This is a genomic window from Buttiauxella sp. B2 (assembly GCF_006376615.1).
Classification (GTDB): Bacteria; Pseudomonadota; Gammaproteobacteria; order Enterobacterales; family Enterobacteriaceae; genus Buttiauxella.
In genome coordinates, this window is the sequence record NZ_VEXQ01000005.1 from 57,163 (window position 1) to 77,275 (window position 20,113).

Below are 20,113 nucleotides of genomic sequence, written 5' to 3' on the forward strand. Positions count from 1 at the left end.
TCTATTGCCCATCCTGACTGGTGAACTGCGCCAACTGATGTTCACAAAGAAAACGAAACGAGTTAGTCGGAAATGACAACGGCAGCCGCAGTGCACAGGCGTTGCCCATCGTATTGTTCGTTTCCGCGTTGAGAAGTTGCAGCGTGATGCGATAGGTGCGCTGCGCCGGGCGATACAGCTCGCTTTGGCGATACATTTCCGCCAGATAATAATGTGCAGGCCAGTAGCCAGGTTGCTGATAGACCACCTGTTTAAACCAGGCAATCGCCTGTTGCGTGTGCTGCTGCCACATCATGGCAAGCCCGAGCAACATTTTGGCTTCCGCAGACCATTCATCCTGTTCCAGCACCTGTTTCGCACTCAGAGCCGTTTGCTCGAACTCGCATTTTTCCAGCGCAATTGCGCCTTTGATGACCAACGCTTCCTGGTGATGAATATCAATCGTTAGCACCTGGCTTATCCAGTCTTCCGCCTCGGCAAAGCGTTTATCCGCCACGCAGAGCAACGCACTTTTAATCCAGTTATCGCACTGCTGTGAGGATGAAACTCTTGAAGGCGTTTTAGCGGGAATGACCGGGGTAATCATGCGCGGAGAAACGCTTGCAGCCAGTGCTGGAACACGTGAGGTTTTAGGCTGGCAGAAGTAAAAATGCCCGTGCTCTTGCTTGAGTTTCAGGATGCCAAAGTTATTGGCCAGCGTTTCGGCATTGCCAAAGAACAACGCCCCATCATATTCGAGCATGGTTAACAAATTAAAATGCAGCAGGCGCCGTGTTTCGACATCAAAATAAATTGAGACGTTGCGTAGCAAAATAATGTCGAATTTCGGTTGGAGTTGTTCTTTGACAATGTTTGAACGGTGGAATTGCACCTTATTACGAATCACATCGTGCAGCTGGAACTGGTTACCGTTGCATGTGAAATAGGTTTGCTGCAATAGCGAATCAACACCCCGAAAAGAGTAGCTGGAATAATTTGCCATTCGGGCTTTATCCAGAATCTTGGTATCAATATCACAACCATGAATTTCCACGCATTGCGCAAACGCCTCGCGGTATTTCTGATGGAGTTTGATTGCCAGAGAATACGCTTCTTCACCCGATGAACAGCCTGCACTTAAAATACGCACCGGCCCGCTACGTTGCCCAAGAATGCGGGGCACCAGCAAATCGCAGACGATATCCAGCACTTCCGGCTCACGGAAAAAGTAGGTTTCGTTGATAGTCAGCAGGCTTAAAAGCTTGTCGAACTCAATCGTCGAGACGCAAAGTTTCTCATAGTATTCTTCACTGCTCTCTTTGCCCCACTCGGACATGCGCTGATGCAAAGCCGCATTGAGCAACCCTTCCATACCGTTAAAAAAATGCAGACCGACTCTGTCTTTAATCAGTGTCTTAAAGGCCGCTATATTGGGGATCATGGCAGTTTTTCCTCAGTTTGACCGAGATGCGCCATCGCCAGCAAAGCTCCTGCCAGTTTTTCCAGCGGAAGAATTTTATGGATAACGTTTTTATCAATGGCGAATTTATTCATGCCAAACACCACCGAGGTGGCTTCATCCTGAGCCAGCGTTTTGCCACCTTTTTGAAAGATGGTTTCCATTCCACGACAGCCATCGCTGCCCATGCCGGTCAAGATAAGCCCGACCGCTTTTTCACGATAAACATCAGCGACTGACTCCAGCAACAAATTACAGCTCGGGTGGTAAACGTCATTAGCTTGACGAGGAATGGAGGCTAAACGGTGGTGCTTTTTGACCACCAGATGGTGTTCCGGGGGCAAGATATACACGCGGCCCGCTTTTAAAACGTCATTCTCTTGCGCGAGTTGCACCTGAAGTTCACTGACGCTATCCAGCCATTGCACCATGCTTTTTGCGAAACCATCGGCAATATGCTGCGCGATAAGAATGGGGCATGGGAAAACCGCTGGCAGAGCCTGCAATAATTTACTCAGTGCCTGCGGCCCGCCGGTTGAGCAGGCAATGGCCAGAACATAAGGCCATTCGCGATGAACGGCCTCGATAACATCGGATGTCGAGCCGCACTTTGGCGAGGCCTCTGCATGGTGGCGCAATCCCTGGATATGGCGAATAACTTTAACACCCACCAGCATTTCGACCTGGCGGTGTAAGTCCTGGGTCGCCTGTAGTGACTCGCCCTGATTGTTGACCACTGCCAGCGCGCCATGGGTGATGTATTCCGCATCCCATTGAGCATCAGAGTAGTAACGCATCACCATGATGGGGATAGCACAGGTCGCCATAATCGTTTCAACGGTTTCCACGTTTTCACGATCCGGCGCGCCTAATGTCAGAACCAGAATATCGGGAACCATTTTTTGAACCAGGCTCGCCGCTTGTTCGCGATGCACAGCCTGGCCAACCACGGCAATATTCTTATTAATCTCAAGCTGTCGTATCAAATCATTGCGCGGTTTGCTGCCATGATCGACGATCAGCACACGGATCTTAGGCCTTATCATCAGGATTATCCGTCAATTTGAAGGACCCTGCGGCTTGGTTCAATTCTTCAGACAACTGCGTCATATCCTGGCTAATGGATAGAATGTCTTTAATTGACTGAGAGGTATAATTACTGGCTACCACGATTTCACGAAGTGCCATAACAACTTGATTACTTGCAGTTTTTTGCTGCTGAGTTGACAGGGAAATTTGCATCGCAGCCGTTGAGGTTTGTTCCGCCGTAGCAACAATGTCATGCAAGCGTTCAGAGCTGACTTTACAGGCTTTAGTCCCTGCTTTTATGCTGTTACTGCCTTTTTCGGCGTTGAGAACCAGTCGATTAATCGAATTCTGAATTTCACTGATTTTGTTTTCAATCTCAAAGGTCGATTCCGTGACCGAATCCGCCAGGCGACGGATTTCTGCGGCAACCACAGAGAAACGTTTACCGGACTCACCTGCACTTGCCGCTTCCAGTGCTGCATTAAAGGCGATGAGCTTAGTTTGATCCGCAACGTTGTTGATGATCACCATCACGCGGCTAATTTCTTTTGATTTGTTCCCCAGCATCATGATTTCTCGCATGCTTTGCTGGTTGTCACTGTCGATATCAGCCATGCGAGTGAGCAACTCGCCCATCGAATCAGAGCCTTTATTACAGTCATCGAGGGTGACATTGGCGATATCCACCACCGCGCGAGAATGTTCTGCAATTTGTGTTGAGGAGGCCGACAGCTCTTCCATCGTCGAGGTAATTTCTGCCACCGAAGAAGAGGTTTCCACGCTAGTGGAGGCTTGCCCATCCACCGCTTCAGTGATGTTTAACGCCGCTTCATGCACATGCTGAGCATGGGAAACAACCCCGCCCACCAGTGCGTGCAAAGACGCTCTCATCATTTCATTGGCGCTGAGTAACTCACCAATTTCATCATTGTGATCAACATGCACATCAACGGTGAGATCGCCCAGGGCAATAGATTGCGAAATTTTCAGCACGTTATTTAAACGTCTTGAAATCAAGATGCGGCTAGTGATGGTAATCAGCAACAGAATCACCGGCATCAACAACAAACTGAAAAGCAGCAGGCTATTGCGTACCAGATTGCTGCTTCGGGCAACGTCATCGACATAACTGGTGGTAGCGACTATCCAGTTGATACCCTCAATATGTTCAAAGACAGCTACTCTCTGACGCGGAGCAGCACCGTAACCACTGACGGTTTCGTAATAAATGGTGCCGTTTTTCTTCGCAAGAATGTCGGAGAAGCGTTTGTAGCCGTGGGCATCGGTAAGATTTTCAACATGCTGATTGGCAAGCGTTGGGTGCGAAACCATCGCACCAGGGCTAAATCCAGCATCCATCACATAAGCGTAACCCCCTTCGCCGATATGAACCGCTAACAGTTCTTTAATCACCGGCTGCAAAGCAAGCTTCACATCAAAACCAATCGCTACGGCACCCACAACCTGGCCATATTTATCGGCAATCGGTTCATAGTGGCTAATGAACTGCTTTCCGTATAACACCACCACCCCAGTGTAAGGTTTGTTTTTGATAAGCCCTGCCAATGCTGGGTTGTCATTGCTGAGCACAGTGGAGGTGGCAATTCTGCCTTCTTTGCCCTGAAGTGAAGTGGAAACGCGAACAAACTGCTCGCCTTCCCGCACGAAGGTAGAAGCGAATACGCTGGTTAATTCGGTGAAGTGAGCATTAATTTTGGTATCGCTTAATAAGGCTTTTAACGCCTCTCCATCCAAAGAATGCAATGGTGCCGGGGACATGTTCTGATAATTGTTAATATAAACGTTGCTGTAACGTCCAGCGTCCCTCGTTATCCTTTTGTATTCCGTCAAAATATTGTTATGGAAGATCCTGGTGTTGGAGCGCAGAACTTCCAACGCATTATTTTGCAGTTGCGTCGCTAAATAAGACGAGAGCAAAAACGAAGCGCCAATCAGTAGGACTGCAATGCACGAGACCAGCATTAGCCCCAGTTTCATGGCGACGCCCACGTGCAACTTATGCAGCCATGATGTGAAAAAATTTTCTTTGCCTGATGCCTGTTTCACTTCTGAACGGCTCTGCATTGTTAGAAATCTGTGCATGGGTTTCCAGTTATCTAAAGAGTTTGAATAGATGTTTCTCGCGCACAACGTGGATATCGCTTCCGCTAATTCACCCTGCAACGGCTAAATATTTGCTGTTCATACCAGCGAAAGTAACGGTACAGGCTTACCAATGTGATAACCCTGTAGCCAATCCACATTCATTCTTTCCAGACAGCGTTGGATTTTTTCGTTTTCAACATACTCGGCGACTACCTGCATATTTTTCATTTTTGCCACATGGCAAAATGATTCAACAATGTAGTGGCTGACTTCACTCTCAGTAATTTCACGAATAAAAGAGCCGTCTATTTTGAGAATATCCGCGCTGACATCCCTTAAGCGGGCATGGCTTGAAAAGCCGGTACCAAAGTCATCAATGGCGACCCGGCATCCCAGACTTTTGAGCGAACGAACCGTGTTCTGCGACTGTTCGGTATCAGACAGTGCATCAGCTTCCGTGATTTCAAAGATAATGCGCTGTGGGTTGACCCCAAATTCCGTAAGCAGTAACTGAACGTGATGCACAAAACTTCCACGGCAGACGGTCACAGGAGCCAGGTTGATTGAAAAACTGCGCTCAGGGTGCTGCTGCATCGTTTTTAAGGTGTTTCTAATCACCCACAAATCAATATCCGGGGCAAGGCCGGCTTCAGTTGCCACCGGAAGAAACCTGTCAGGTGGAATAAACCGCCCTTCCTCATCCAACATGCGCAGCAGTATCTCGTGATACCGTTCTTCCCCGCGAGTGCTGACAATGGGCTGCGCCATTAAAACGAATGCATCGTTATCCAGCGTTTTCTGCAACACCGTGCGAATATCAGTGCGCCCAACGATATAACTTTCGATGATGCGACTGGACTGCGCCTCGAGGTTTTCAGGTTTACCGTTCACCAGCGATAACCCGGAAACGATACCCAGCTTGCCGGTCAGGCTATAAACGTCATTACAAAACTGGGTCGCCCGGCAGTATCCAAGACCGCTTCGAAATCCAAGCTGCTGATTGTTATGTGAATAGCGAAACGTATTGGCTGCACCGTACAGAATGCTGAGCCGCCCCCAACTCGGTTGTTCCAGTTTAAGCAACAAGCCAAATCCCGCATGGTAGTAAACTTTTTCATCGGCATTCAGCGTGGCGCCCAAGTGTTCTGCCAATTTTTTTTGGTATCTGGCACGGAAGTGCAAACCATAACGGCGGGAGAATAATTCCATTTCCGGAACCTGAATCAGGCAAACAGTAGAGTTCGGAGAGGCTTTGATGTCTGCCTTTAATGCCCGCAGATTTGGCATGTTTGTCATCGGATCTGTCAGACCCATATGCAGCAACTGTTCGAAACGTAACGTGTTGAATCTGGCCAACACACCCATGATGACTAGAGTCAGAGTGAAAATAAAAATGACCGTTGAAACCAGCACCTGATGCAGCATGAAGTCGTCGTTTAGCGCGATATAGTTTTCGTTATTCTTCGCCAGCACGATCATCATTACTGTCCAGACGGGACTGGTAAAAACATAACCAATGCGCACTGCGCTCCATAGCATGAGCGGGAAAATGAGTATCAGGCTATAAAAAGTGAACAGGATATTGCTCTGGTATGAGATGTTCAGACAGACCATCAGGCCAATGACTAACGCTGACCACACGGTAAACTGTAAAAGACTCACATTTGCTGAAAACTGGGCTTTCATCGCCCTTGCGCAAGTAAACCAATACTTTGGGCGATCGATTATCCGCAGCACCGTATAAAACAAGGGAATACCGGTTGCACAACCATTCATAATCCCTTGTAATCTAACCAAAGTCTCAGCGCTGAAAAGATCGGAATACCTTATTGTTGAAGGGGTTCTGTGGTACATAAGCCAGCAAACTACTTCACAAAAAATAATGCTCAATACAGCATTGCAACCGCACAGCCAGACAATTCTTTTGCTTGTTAGCTGAATGCGGCCAAAACTTGCAGAACTACGCCAACCGGCACTTAAGCGGTAGAGGTAAGTACTGATGAGTGAAGCCGCCAAATAGCACAATAATTCATTCACTTCAGCTTGTGGGCGCAAGAGCAGTGTGTAAGCCGCAAGAAGAATGAATCCAGGAAAGACTCTGTAACCAAACAGCACCAACAGCGCGGTTAATGCCGCTAATTTCAGGTCATAGACCACCAAAATATGGCCTTCAAAAACCCGCTGGCTGCTGAGAAGCTGTGCTAGTAAGTAAAGCAGGCACGGGAGGATCAGCGGTAAACCCCACCTTTTATTGGTACGCGCTGCGCTGTTGCTCGTTGTAGAGTCCAAGTTTTTAACCCGTTATGTATACCCATCGTCTTTCAAGCAGCAGATGCGTTGGATATAGGCTTTAGTTACTATTCATGCAGTTTGGTACGTGCATTGTTAAATTGTTAAACATCCACGGCAGATATATTTAAATAAAGAATGCCGCAATTAATTAACATTTACACATGAGGGAAAAAGAACATGCCTGTTTTTCAAGTTAGCTTAAAAGCAAACAAGAAATTAACAACCGGCCATGAACATTTTTAATAATTTTGGTGACAAATGAAGGGAAAATCCATAACCACTCTCAAGTCATTTTTAATTGTATTCATTTTTCGAACAAAAAAGAACTGCCATATATAGGCAGAAATGGACATTTTTAAACACAAAAAAAGCATCATCCCAGCAAATAGCAGAAACCATAACAAGCTGAAAATATTGAATTATTTTATAGAAACGAAAAAGGAGTTGAGTTTTATATTGTTTATTGAAAGACAATGCCATGCGGTATCTGCCCGCTTTATTTAATAGCAGTACTAAAGAGAATCACTCAAGATCCTCGTTAGCGTTTAATATACATTCTTTATGATTGACTTGACCACAAGTGTTATCTATAGTCCCGGCGCGTCTTTTATATACCTATATTTATTAGCTCATCAATAATGTTACACAACCGTTCATTATTGTTGATACAACGCCTGACACACTTCATAAAAACTCACATATAAGCAACAGCCAGAAAATATATAACAATGAGTTAATATCAAATCTTTAATTCATGAGTCTTTCGCATTTATCAGGAAACCAACAATCTGTGGCTAAAAGTTTTTTCTCGCTTAAAAGCGTAAAAGGTTGGCACCATTCTATTGCAGGGAAAATCACCCAGTTTTTGCTGGCGGGTATTCTTATTGCGTTTGGTGCGGGTGCATGTGCCGGTTGGGGCCTGATCGACAGTTTTTCGTACCAGCAATGGGTACATCAAGCTGAAGCGAACGCTCAGATAATGACTTACATCGTGCGAAATGTTTACACCAATGTCGCGGTGGGCACCAGCCCAACGGGGCAAATTACGCGCATCGTCTCTGAGCACAAATTGGGTGACCCGGATTCCGTGATTCAAACTGGCTACAACCCTGTCGATGTGTTGGCGCTGGCCTCAGTGCAAACGCGTAACCCGACATGGCTTTTCCTTTATACGCCAGAGAAAGGTTTCCAGGGCATCAGCAATAGCTCAGAGTCACCGGAAGCAAAAATCAAGTTCAAACACGAAAGAGCCACCGAAGCCCTGGCGAACTATTACATTGGCTTTGCCTCCATCAATGGAAAGGAATGTTTTATTAGCGCAGTCCCTATTCTTGCACCGTCAGGCGAACTTCTTGGCAGCTTAATCAGCAGTATTGGCAACAAAAGCCAGCTGTACGCGGCATACGACGCCATGCTAAAGAAAACGCTGGTGATTCTGGCGCTGATTTTGCTGGGGACCCTCGCGCTGGTAACAGTGTTCATGCGCCGCATGTTCCGCCCGGTTCCATTGCTGATTAACTCTTTAACCCGCATTGCGCACGAACAAACCGATCTCATTACCCCTTATTTAGATCAGGATGACGAAATCGGTAGGTTAGCAGCAGCGATAGAAAAACTCCGCGTAGCGATGGTGGAACGCGATTACCTGCAACGTATGCAGGACATGTCGCAAAAAATGGAATACATGGCCCACCATGATTCGCTCACCGGGTTCCCGAACCGTGCTTCCTTCAGCCAGGCACTGGATAAATGCATCCGTGAAATGAATCAGAATGGACAATCATTCAACCTGCTGCTGATAGACCTCGATAACTTTAAACCGGTTAATGACACCTTCGGCCACTCCGCCGGGGATGAAGTGCTCATTGGAGTGGCACAGCGTTTGTCATTACTGTTAGGGCCGATGGACTTTGCCGCCCGCTTAGGCGGAGATGAATTTGCCATTCTTCAATGCGTGAAGTCGGACAATTGCCAGGAAGCCGCGGCGCTGTCGAAGAAAATTGTGCGCGCACTGAGCATTCCATTTACTTACGGCAGCAACTCTTTTGCTATTAGTTGCAGCGTAGGCATTGTCACAGCACCTTATCAGGGCAATAGCGCAACAACCTTAATGATTAATGCCGACCTGGCATTGTATGCCTCAAAACATAGCGGGCGCGGCTGCTACCACTTCTTTGAAGATGGCATGATGATGAAGCACACCAATAGCGTGTTCGTTAATCAGGAAATTATTAACGGCATTGATAACAATGAGTTTGTGCTGCATTACCAGCCAATTATCGACCTGGAAGATGAAAGCGTTTGTGGTTACGAATCACTTATCCGCTGGAATCATCCAACCAAGGGGCTGATATATCCAGACTACTTTATTAATATTGCCGAAGAATCCGGTCTTATTATCCGTCTGGGTGAGTGGATTATTCGCCAGTCTTGCATGGCTGCCGCCAGGTGGCCGGATACAACAAAAGTTGCGGTAAATATTTCGGCCTATCAATTACATGGCCCAGGTTTTATTGATGTGATTGTTGATGCACTAAAGACCAGCGGTCTGGCCGCTAATCGCCTGGAAATAGAAGTAACGGAATCTGAAAAACTGGATCAGTCTATCGCGCTGCCGGTATTCAAAAAAATTCGTGAGATGGGCATTTCCATTGCGATGGATGACCTTGGAACAGGATACGCGGCGCTGGATTACCTGCTTATTTATCCCTTCACGCGCATTAAAATTGCCCGCACGCTGATTATGAAACTGGAGCAAGAAAGTGCTAGCCAGTATCTGGTAGTAATGCTGATTCAGTTTGCCCAGAAATATGGCATGAGCGTGACGGCAGAAGGGGTTGAAACTGAGCAGCAGCGAACCATTTTGCGACGTATTTCCTGCCAAAATGTTCAGGGTTACTACTACAGCCGACCACTACCTGAGAAAGACTTACCGTCAACTTTTGGTGATAAAGTGCTCGATGGGGAAGTTTGCAATGTTTAATAAATCATCTTTGTCTAAAGCATCAACTATTGCGGCTTCGTTATTACTATTGGCAAGCCAAATATGTCAGGCGCACCCCATCCACAGTAATAACACGCTGGAGAAAATAGCAAAAACAAAGTCAATATCACTGGGTTATCAAGATGATGCGTTCCCATTCTCCTATCTTGATGCTCAGCGCCCTGCGGGTTACTCCATTGATATTTGTAATAAAATAGTTGATGCCGTCAAAACAAAACTAAAAATTAAAGACCTTAAAGTCCACTGGATTAAAAGCAGCACCGCGTCACAGTTCGTGTTAATCAAGAATCATGTGACGGATGTTATGTGCATCCCGGCTTTTTATTCAGAATTACGTCATCAGCAAGCTGAGTTTTCCCTGCCCTACTTTTTCTCGCGTACTCGTTTCGTTACCCGAAAAAACAACCACACTGACACAATTGAGGATTTAGCCGGGCATAGCATACTGGTTAAAAGCGGCACCATTTATGTTGAGCAGATTCATAACATCAATAGAGTTAACGATCTCAATTTAAATATCGAACTTGATAACAATAATAACGTCGCATTCAATGATATTGAAAGTGGTGAACTACCTGCATTAGTTTCAAGTACTGTTTTCCTGAAAGGAATGATTGCACTTTCTGCCAAAGCGGAAGAGCTTGAAATATCAGATGAGGCATTAAGCCCACCGATCCCTGCTGGATTATTGCTGCCATTGAATGACAGTGAGTTCAAAAACTTCCTGGACAGTACTATGCAATCACTTTTTTCCAGCAAAGATTTTACCGCCATTTATCAGCGATGGTTTCAGTCCCCAATCCCACCGAAAGCAATAAATCTAAATATTCCGATGTCGACGGATCTAAAAGCACTCATCACATCAACGTCACCTTATGTGTACTAATATGAAAAAAATATTTTCCTGTAAACTAAAACTTTTGTTCCGAACGACAATGTTGCTCGCGTTGGCTATCGTCTCCCGAAACATGTGGGCAGCCCCGGTTTCCCCCACGCTTGAGCATATTAAGCAAAGCAACACTTTAAACATTGGTTACCGTCAACTCGCGCCGTTCTCTTTCCGGGATAATGATGGAAAAGTCACCGGTTACACTATTACGTTGTGCAATTTAATTGCTGATGAATTACGCCATTCGCTGGGTCTGAAAAAGCTCGCTATTAACTACATTCCTATTTTATTTACCGATCGCGTCTCATCACTCAATAGTAGCAAGATAGATATGGATTGTAGCGTCAATACTGATGCACCCGAAAGAAAGAGCAGTGTCTCTTTTTCCAACGATTATTATGTTGCTAATATGCGGATCGTTTCCTTGGGCAAGAATAACATTAGATCGCTCAATGATTTGAAAGGCCGTACCGTGAGTGTGCCGCGTGGTTCTAAAGATCTGTTAGAGCTGAATAGAGTTAATCGTGAGAAACATCTCAGCCTCTCAATCATTACGTCAGATACGATGGAAGATGCTTTTAATATGATGGCCCAGCATAGCACCGCCGCCGTCATACTGGATGATATATTGGCTTACCCATTTATCAACCAAAGCGAACACCCTGAAGATTTCACCGTTTCGCATGAAACGGTGGGTGATAAAATGAAGTATGCGATCATGATGAAGAAACAAGACCCCATGTTTGTCGCATTTGTCGATAAAACGCTTGAGCGCATTTTAGAGTCCCCACAAAACATGCAGCTGGTGAACAAGTTGTTAGTGCAAAAAGTGGTCATAAAAAATAAGCATAGCGACTAAATACGGGCGTTTTAATTGAACTCAGTCAGGTGGTATTCCAGGTATTCTGCATCTCTCATATTTGTGGGTGTGCTGTGGTTGTTATTTGCAGGCAGCTCATTACATGCTGCCTGGGATTTCACCACCATTCAACAGCGGGCCGACAAACTGTATGGCCCGGCGAGCCAAAATGCTGAACAAAGAATTAATGGCTGGCAGCAGTTACTTATTCAGCAACGTAACGAAAGTGAGCTTGCACAGCTCAATGCGGTGAATCGATTTTTTAACCAACAACTTCACTACCGTGAAGATATCGATATCTGGCATGTAATTGATTACTGGGCAACACCAATAGAATCATTACGCAAAGGAGAGGCTGATTGCGAAGATTATGCAATAGCCAAATATTTCACACTACGTCATTTGGGTGTTTCAGGAGAAAAGCTACGTATTACCTACGTTAAAGCTATCCGCCTTAACAGGGCGCACATGGTATTAACCTGGTATGCCACACCCGATGCTATTCCAATCGTGCTTGATAGTTTGACGGATAATATTTTACCCGCCACGCAGCGCCCAGATTTATTACCGGTTTATTCCTTTAATGATAGTGGGTTGTGGTTGCCAGGTAGTCAGAATAATAAACGTGTCGGAGATAGTAAGCGCCTTTCTCGCTGGCAGGATGTATTGAAAAAAATGCGGGAAGAAGGATTCCCGATTGATGAATAGGAAAAGCCTGTGTCTCTTTTTAAACAGCTTCTTATAGCTATCTTTATGTTTATGCTGATTATTTTCAGCGGTAGTTTTATTGTTAATCTCGAAAGCTCACGGGAACAATACAATAATCAGCTTCTATCTCATGCGCAGGACGCCGCAACCGCATTGGGTTTATCGCTTACACCGCACGTTGACGATCCGGCGATGATCGAGCTGATGGTCAGTTCTATTTTTGATAGCGGTTATTACGATGCTATCCGCATTATCGATCAGGATAACGACAAAACTATTCTTGAACGTACCACGTCGTCGTCGATACCTGAGGTTCCGCACTGGTTTGTCGGCCTGGTCAATGTCGCCCCCCAAGCCGGTGAAGCCACTATTATGCGCGGCTGGCAGCAGGCAGCCCGCGTGGAAGTGGTGAGTAACCCCGAATTTGCGATAAAGCGCTTGTGGGAAAGTACGCTTGCCAATCTGTTGTGGATGCTGGCCTGTAGCGTAGTTTGCATTCTGGCTGGCGCTGCGTTACTCCGTCGCCAGTTACGCCCGCTTAACTATATGGTGAAGCAATCTCAAGCCATTACGCGCCGCGAATATCTCACTCAGCTCGATTTGCCAAATACGCCTGAGCTGCGCCGCGTGGTTGAAGCCATGAACTTGATGGTTACCAAGCTCAAATCGCTGTTTGAAGATCAAGCCGAGCATAGTGAGCGTTTACACAATGAAGCGTATCTCGACAGCCAGACAGGGGTCGCTAACCGCCGCGCTTTCGACATGCAAATGCAAACGCGTTTAAGCGATGAAGAAACGGCGTCGGGATATTTGCTGTTGCTGCGTATTCAGGATCTCGGCGGTTTGAACCAGCGTTTTGGCGGCCCGCATACCGATAACCTGCTCAAGCATGTTGCCGATATGATGAATGTGGTGAAAAACCAACATGCTAACGCAGACAGTATTCTTGCCCGTATCCGCGGGGGTGAATTCGCCCTGCTCTGCCCTGGTGTTTCCCACAACGAAATGCTGAATCTGCAACATTCGCTTAATCAGCAGCTTTCTGCTTTCTACGCTACCGGTATGTCGGACATTAATCCTGTCGCACACACCGGAATGGTGCCGTTCAGTTACGGAGATTCTCCGCAGTCGTTGTTTGTTCAGGCAGACCGTGCGTTGATGGAAGCAGAAACACACACGGCTCACGAGACGAACATAGTCCCTGAGGTTAACGCCGCCACTGAAGACCAGCATTTGTGGTTTACCCGTCTTGAGAAAGCGCTGGATAAAGAGCAATTCCAGTTATTCTTCCAGCCGGTCGTGGACTGTAAAAATCCGCAGAAAATTCTTCATTACAAAGTACTTTCGCGCATCGTTGATGAAGAAGGTAACAGCATTACCGCAGGCCGTTTCTTGCCCTGGATTCATCGTTTTGGCTGGAGCCAACGGCTTGATCAGGTGATGTTAAGTCTGACGCTGAAACAGTTGAAAAGTTATCCGGGATATCTGGCACTCAGCCTGTCGGGGAATTCCCTGGCAAATGAACAGACCATCAAAAAACTGCTCAGCCCACTGAAGCTGAAACCACAGCTTGCCAGCCGGTTAATTCTCGAACTGGACGAAAACCAACTGCCAGAACCCGAACAGATGGAAGTCTTTATTAAATCACTGAATCAATATGGTTGTGGCCTCGGACTGCAGCACTTCGGTAGCCGCTTCGATATGATTGGTCATCTGTCGCAATGGGGCCTGGCGTATCTAAAAATCGATTCCAGCTATATCCGCCATATTGATATTGAAAGCGATAAGCGCCTGTTTATTGATGTGTTACACAGTGCGACCAACAATATTGATTTGCCATTGATTGCCGAGCGCGTTGAAACGCAAGGCGAGTTACGAGTGCTGCAAGAAGTGGGGATTTATGGTGCGATGGGCCAGTTACTTGGTGAACCTGCGCCGTTTTGATCAGTCTTTGTAAAAGGCGGATATCGCTTGTGAGAATCCCTCGTACAAAACCGATATTCGTAGGGTGAGATCTGTGGCTACACAGGTTTCCCGTTCACCGGTTCGGTAGTTACATAAAACACATATCGCCTGGATGTGGCCCAAGGGCCGCATCTGTGGGTGTTGCTAAAGGGGTAATTTCAGCTTCGAGTAGACCATTTAAATCTGGTTGAGCTGCCCAACGGATGTTTGAGACTGGGCATCACAAGCCAATGTGTTTTTTTGGCCATCCGTAAAATTCAGTGTGATGCGGTTTGGTTACTGGAGCCGCGAATATTGGTATGGATTATATGGCGCCCCGAACCCTTTATTGAATCTCATCGTTATTTTTAGTTGCCCGTCATACTTCACGCAGCAGAAGTGTTGGCTGCAATTCAAATTATATTGGGTATAACACCGCAATAAATTAAATAATTAACAATATTATCTTTTCATTCACAATGCATAGCTAAAAATATAAAAGCCCATTAATGGACAGTTTCTTATTCTGAGCATTTAATAAATGTAGAAAAAAACACAGTTATTAAAATGCTATTATCCGGAGCTTGACTGAGCGTTAAATATAATCAAAAATGAGCCAAAGTGAAACATGATGTGACAAAACACTCACTACTATTTCGAATGAAAGCCTCATTCCATTCTAATTAATATAATTAGGATATTATTCCTGTGTTTGTTAGTAAGCATGATGCTTCTTGTTAAAAATTAAAATGGATATAAAGCGTGATATAGGGATATCGTTAACGCGCGTAATAAGGTTTCAGTGAAATGCAGAAGTTTTTCGTTTTTTTACTCACCTGTTTTTCAATACAGTCAGTAAACGCAGAAAGCTTACAGAACACCGTAAAGCAGGCCTTATCCAGTCATCCGGAAGTTAATGCATCGGTAAACAGCCGTTATTCTGCTGAACAAGATTTGCGTGCGGCACGCGGTGGTTATCTCCCTTCTTTGAACGTAAATGCCGAAGCAGGCCAGAAAAATATTAACGATGCGACTACGCGCGCAGGCGGCAGTAGCAATGGGATGAATCTTTCCCCGAACAATGCCACGCTCAGTCTCGATCAGAATTTATTCGACGGTTTTGCAACGACCAGCGAAGTTGGCCGTCAGAAAGCCACCGTCGACTCTCGCGCTTTCAATGTGTTGAATGTTAGCGAAACCACCGCGTATAACGTGGTTCAGGCCTATGTTGATGTGTTGCAACGTCAGGAATTTGTTCGCCTGGCACAGGATGATCTGGCAAACCATGAGCGCATCTACGACCAAATTCGTTTGCGTACCGATCAAGGCGTTGGCCGTTCTGGCGACCTGATGCAAGCAGAAGCCCGTCTGGCACAGGCTCGCAACAATTTGCTGACTGAACAGACCAACCTTGAGGATGCAAATACCTCGTTTGAAAGTGTGACGGGTGAAGCTCCTGAAAATTTAAGCCAGCCTGAAAATGTAAACACCATGCTGCCAACTTCATTGACGGATGCTAAGCGCATCATGGAATCCAACAATCCGTTGTTGAAATCAGCAAATGCGGATATTGAAGCAACCCGCCAGCAATATGAAGCTTCAAAATCAACGTTTTATCCACGTGTAGATGTTGAGCTTTCACGCAGCATCAGTAATGACACCGACACCACCCGCGCCCATACCGAAGAATGGCAAGCGATGGTGAAAATGCATTACAACCTTTACCAGGGCGGTAGCGATAAAGCAGCAATGGAATCCCGCGCATACCTGGAGAAGCAGGCTCAGGATGTGCGTAATAACACGTTGCGCCAGATGAACCAGGAAATCGGTCTGGCATGGTCGGCTTTAAATAGCGCCCGTGACCAACTGCCTGCGGCAGAAGAATATGCCGACCGTAGCGTGAAAGTTCGTATCGCATACCAGGATCAATTCAGCTTGGGTGAACGCACACTGCTTGATTTACTGGACAGTGAAAATGAAGTCTTTTCCTCAAAACGTCATTTGGTTGAATTACGTTACCTGGAAATATCAACCGGGTACCGAATTTTTGCGCGCATCGGTGAATTATTAAAAGTATTAAAAATCACGCCAACCACAGCAGGTCAACCCATCGATTCTGCCGATAAGAATGCACTGCCTGAACTTAAATAGTTCTTATTAAATGGTAATGATTATTAGCCGGATTATTTTTATTAGCCTGCCATTAATTTTTATAGCACCACTGCGTCGGGAATATTCTTACTAATGAATTCGCAAGTAGAACACATGAATACAATGTCAGAGGCACCTCCTGTTGAGGCGTCTCATTATCATGACCCGCGCAGCCGCAATGATGATCCATTACTTGATTGCCTGCTGGTTCTTTGTTCTTTGCATGGTAAATCGGCAAGCCGCTCAACATTAAGTAGCGGATTACCGCTGGAAAACGATCGACTAACGTTGCCTATTTTACCTCGAGCAGCAGCTCGAGTCGGGTTTAAAGCGCGTGTCGTAAAACGTGCGTTGGATAAAATCCCTGCGATGTCCCTGCCCGCCATCATTGAGCTCATTGATGGCGGTGCGGCAGTGTTACTAGCCTGGAACGCAGACGGCTCGGCACGCATAATGCCAAGTGAAAGCGAAGGCGGCGAAATCAACATTGGTTGTGCTGAGCTCGAGCAACTCTACGCAGGCCAGGTTATCTTTGCCCATCCTCGCCATGAATTTGATTTACAGTCTGAATCCTTCCTGCCGCGCACCAAATCCTGGTTCAAAGATACGCTGATGTTGTCGCGGTATCTCTACATGGATGCGGTGTTAGCAAGCCTGCTGATTAACCTGATTGCTCTGGGAACACCGTTGTTCACCATGAACGTTTATGATCGGGTCGTTCCCAATCATGCGACGGTGACCTTGTGGGTTTTAGCTTTAGGTATCTGCCTGGCATTTATTTTTGATTTGATATTAAAAATGCTGCGCGGTATCTGCCTGGATATCGCAGGGAAAAAGAGCGACCTGGTTATCTCTGCCACTTTGTTTGAACGCATCACAGGTATGGAGATGAAAGCACGCCCTGCCCGTGTCGGCAGCTTTGCGCAGAACATTCATGAGTTTCAGTCACTGCGTGACTTCCTCTCATCACTCACATTGACCACGCTTATCGATTTGCCATTTACGCTGTTGCTATTGCTGGTTATTGGCATCATCGGTGGCTCGCTCGCCTGGATCCCACTGCTGACTTTCCCGATAGCGTTACTGATCAGTTGGGCTTTGCAAAAACCGGTTAATGCCGCCGTTGCTAAAACGATGAGTCTGGCCAGTGAACGCCAGTCGCTGCTTATAGAAACCCTTAGCAGCCTGGATGCCATCAAAGTTAACAATGCCCAAAGCGAACGTCAGTATCAGTGGGAACAAACTCTGGGCAGTTTAAGCCGCCTTGAATTACGCGTAAAAACCCTATCAAGCCTCGCCAATAATCTGACCGGCTGGTTCCAGCAGATCTCTGGCGTCATCATGATTATCGTCGGCGTTTATATGATTATTGGCGGTAAGTTGAGCATGGGTGGGCTGATTGCCTGCTACATGCTTAATGGCCGCGCGCTGATGCCAATGGGCCAGCTCACCGGGCTTATCGCACGTTATCAGCAAGCGCGTCTGACCATTAAAAATACTGAACACATGATGTCGTTGCCGCAAGAGCGCCGTGCGGATGAACATCCGCTTAAACGCGAAAATCTCCGCGGCAGCATTGAGTTCAGAGACGTTGAATTCAGTTATCCCGAGCAGAAAAATCCGTCCTTACAGAAGATCAACCTGACCATCCAACCGGGTGAAAAGGTCGGAATTATCGGGCGTAGTGGCTCGGGCAAAAGTTCTCTGAGCAAATTGATTATTAATCTCTACCAGCCTACCGCCGGGAATATTTTGATTGACGATGTGGATGCGCGCCAGTTGGACGTTAACGATTTACGCCACAGCATTGGCTTCGTCCCGCAGGACATTCAGCTATTCAATGGAACGCTGCGCGATAACCTGGTTTCCGGTGCGCGCTATGTTGATGATGAAACAATGCTGCGCGCCGCAGAACTTGCGGGCGTGAACGAATTCGCCCGTATTCATCCTGACGGTTACAACCTGCAAGTGGGTGAACGCGGCATGCAATTGTCCGGTGGGCAACGTCAGGCAGTTTCGCTGGCACGTGCCCTGTTGCTGGAGCCGCCGGTTCTGCTGCTGGATGAACCGACCAGTTCGATGGACAACACCAGTGAAGACAAGATCAAACAAGCGTTGGTACCGTTTATTGCAAACAAAACGTTATTACTGGTCACCCACCGTGCGTCAATGCTGTCTCTGGTTGATCGTCTGATTATTGTTGATAAAGGACGCATTATCGCCGATGGCCCGAAAGCCATTGTTATGGATGCGCTGAAGAAGGGTCAAATCAATGCGTCTCGCTGAGTTATTTGGACGTTACCGAGAACAGCTTCGCCACTATTTTAACGGTCGCGATGAGAATCAAGTCGATAATATTAATGAAGTCAGTCATGCGCTTATTGATGATGCGCCACGCGTTATCCGTCTGACGCTGTGGACTATTCTTGCGTTAGTTTTGTTGGCGATATTATGGGCAGGATTTGCCAGGCTCGATGAAGTCACTCGTGGTGAAGGCAAAGCGATTCCTTCTTCACGCCTGCAAAAAATCCAGAACCTGGAAGGCGGAATTGTTACTGAACTCTTTGTTCATGAAGGACAAATTGTTAATGCTGGCACGCCGCTGTTGCATCTGGATGATACGCGGTTTGCCTCAAATGTTGGTGAAACTGAGGCCGATAAACTCGGTTTACGAGCGAAAATCGATCGTCTGACAGCAGAAGCTGAAGACAAAGACTTTGTGATATCTGATGACATCGTGAAGCTTGCACCTGATGTTGCACACGGTGAACTTGATTTATTCAACAGCCGTCGCAGGCAGTTCCAGAATGAAATTTCGGGTCTTAACGAACAGCTCGTGCAGAAGAAGCAGGAATTGCGCGACTTCCAGTCCAAGCAGGATCAATACAAGCACAGCCTGAGTTTGCTGCAACAAGAAATTAAAATGTCTGAGCCGCTGTTGGCTTCTGGCGCAATTTCTAAAGTAGAAATTCTGCGTTTGCGTAGAACAGAAGTGGAAACTAAAGGCCTACTGGATTCAATTACTTTATCCATTCCAAAAGCCGATTCCGAAGCCAAAGAAATTGACAACAAAATTGGTGAAAGCCGCAACCGCTTCCAAAGCGATGCGCTGTCTCAGCTTAATGAAGCTCGTACCAATCTGAGCAAAGCAGAATCTACAGGTAAAGCGTTGAAAGACCGGGTCGACCGTACGATGGTGGTATCCCCGGTTCGTGGCATCGTACAACAGGTGATGGTCAATACTATTGGCGGCGTTATTCAGCCAGGCAGTGATTTGGTTGAAATCGTTCCACTGGATGACAAATTGCTTATTGAGGTCAAAATCCAACCGCGTGACATTGCTTTCCTGCATCCAGGCCAGCATGCCATGGTGAAATTTACCGCTTACGATTACACCACTTACGGTGGCTTGAATGGCGAACTGGTGCAGATAAGCCCGGATACTGTGACCGATAAAGAAGGGCACAGTTATTATATTGCGCGCTTGAGAACGGATAAAAACTACCTTGGCACGAAGGAGCATCCGATGCTTATCATTCCTGGTATGGTTGCCACGGTGGATATTCTGACAGGCAAGAAATCTATTCTTAGTTATTTGCTCAAACCGATTATTCGAGCCAAAGCTGAAGCATTACGCGAACGATAAAAAAGAAGCCGCAACGGTCTACGTTGCGGCTTCTTTTTAGGCTTTTG

12 protein-coding genes are annotated in these 20,113 nt (G+C 46.5%); 8 read left to right on the forward strand and 4 right to left on the reverse strand.

Going from position 1 to position 20,113, the window contains the following annotated elements; all coding sequences use genetic code 11:
• Nucleotide 1: 1 nt before the first annotated feature.
• From FH968_RS08045 to FH968_RS08060, 4 genes are all read right to left on the reverse strand, one after another.
• Complete coding sequence (locus FH968_RS08045; RefSeq protein WP_139878629.1) at nt 2-1,420, reverse strand: protein-glutamate O-methyltransferase CheR; 1,419 nt, start codon at nt 1,418-1,420, stop codon at nt 2-4.
• Complete coding sequence (locus tag FH968_RS08050) at nt 1,417-2,484, reverse strand: chemotaxis protein CheB (RefSeq protein WP_139878630.1); 1,068 nt, start codon at nt 2,482-2,484, stop codon at nt 1,417-1,419. Before FH968_RS08050 ends, FH968_RS08045 begins: the two co-directional genes overlap by 4 nt.
• Entirely contained in the window at nt 2,471-4,570 is a 2,100-nt protein-coding gene (locus FH968_RS08055) for a Cache 3/Cache 2 fusion domain-containing protein (protein WP_139878631.1), read from the reverse strand. The genes FH968_RS08050 and FH968_RS08055 overlap by 14 nt, the downstream gene beginning before the upstream one ends.
• Nucleotides 4,571-4,669: 99 nt before the next feature.
• Nucleotides 4,670-6,862: an EAL domain-containing protein gene (locus FH968_RS08060; RefSeq protein WP_139878632.1), complete on the reverse strand. Its 2,193-nt coding sequence runs from the start codon at nt 6,860-6,862 to the stop codon at nt 4,670-4,672.
• 793 nt (nt 6,863-7,655) lie between these two features.
• Here FH968_RS08060 and FH968_RS08065 point away from each other — a divergent pair.
• The 8 genes from FH968_RS08065 to FH968_RS08100 all read left to right on the forward strand — a co-directional run bounded on the left by FH968_RS08065 (nt 7,656) and on the right by FH968_RS08100 (nt 20,066).
• Nucleotides 7,656-9,848, forward strand: a complete 2,193-nt coding sequence (locus FH968_RS08065; protein WP_139878633.1) for a bifunctional diguanylate cyclase/phosphodiesterase — start codon at nt 7,656-7,658, stop codon at nt 9,846-9,848.
• A complete protein-coding gene (locus FH968_RS08070) occupies nt 9,841-10,755 on the forward strand; it encodes an amino acid ABC transporter substrate-binding protein (protein WP_139878634.1) in 915 nt (304 codons plus the stop codon). The genes FH968_RS08065 and FH968_RS08070 overlap by 8 nt, the downstream gene beginning before the upstream one ends.
• 1 nt (nt 10,756) lies before the next feature.
• On the forward strand, nt 10,757-11,617 hold the full coding sequence (locus FH968_RS08075; protein WP_223271300.1) for a transporter substrate-binding domain-containing protein: 861 nt from the start codon (nt 10,757-10,759) through the stop codon (nt 11,615-11,617).
• A gap of 15 nt (nt 11,618-11,632) precedes the next feature.
• Nucleotides 11,633-12,325, forward strand: coding sequence for a cysteine protease LapG (lapG, locus tag FH968_RS08080; RefSeq protein ID WP_370451486.1), 693 nt, complete (start codon nt 11,633-11,635; stop codon nt 12,323-12,325).
• A 9-nt stretch (nt 12,326-12,334) separates the two neighbouring features.
• Entirely contained in the window at nt 12,335-14,269 is a 1,935-nt protein-coding gene (lapD, locus tag FH968_RS08085) for a cyclic di-GMP receptor LapD (RefSeq protein ID WP_139878636.1), read from the forward strand.
• An 807-nt stretch (nt 14,270-15,076) separates the two neighbouring features.
• A complete protein-coding gene (locus tag FH968_RS08090; protein WP_139878637.1) occupies nt 15,077-16,420 on the forward strand; it encodes a TolC family outer membrane protein in 1,344 nt (447 codons plus the stop codon).
• A gap of 114 nt (nt 16,421-16,534) precedes the next feature.
• On the forward strand, nt 16,535-18,706 hold the full coding sequence (locus FH968_RS08095) for a type I secretion system permease/ATPase (protein ID WP_223271301.1): 2,172 nt from the start codon (nt 16,535-16,537) through the stop codon (nt 18,704-18,706).
• Nucleotides 18,693-20,066, forward strand: a complete 1,374-nt coding sequence (locus tag FH968_RS08100; RefSeq protein ID WP_139878639.1) for an HlyD family type I secretion periplasmic adaptor subunit — start codon at nt 18,693-18,695, stop codon at nt 20,064-20,066. The genes FH968_RS08095 and FH968_RS08100 overlap by 14 nt, the downstream gene beginning before the upstream one ends.
• The last annotated feature ends 47 nt before the right edge of the window (nt 20,067-20,113 follow it).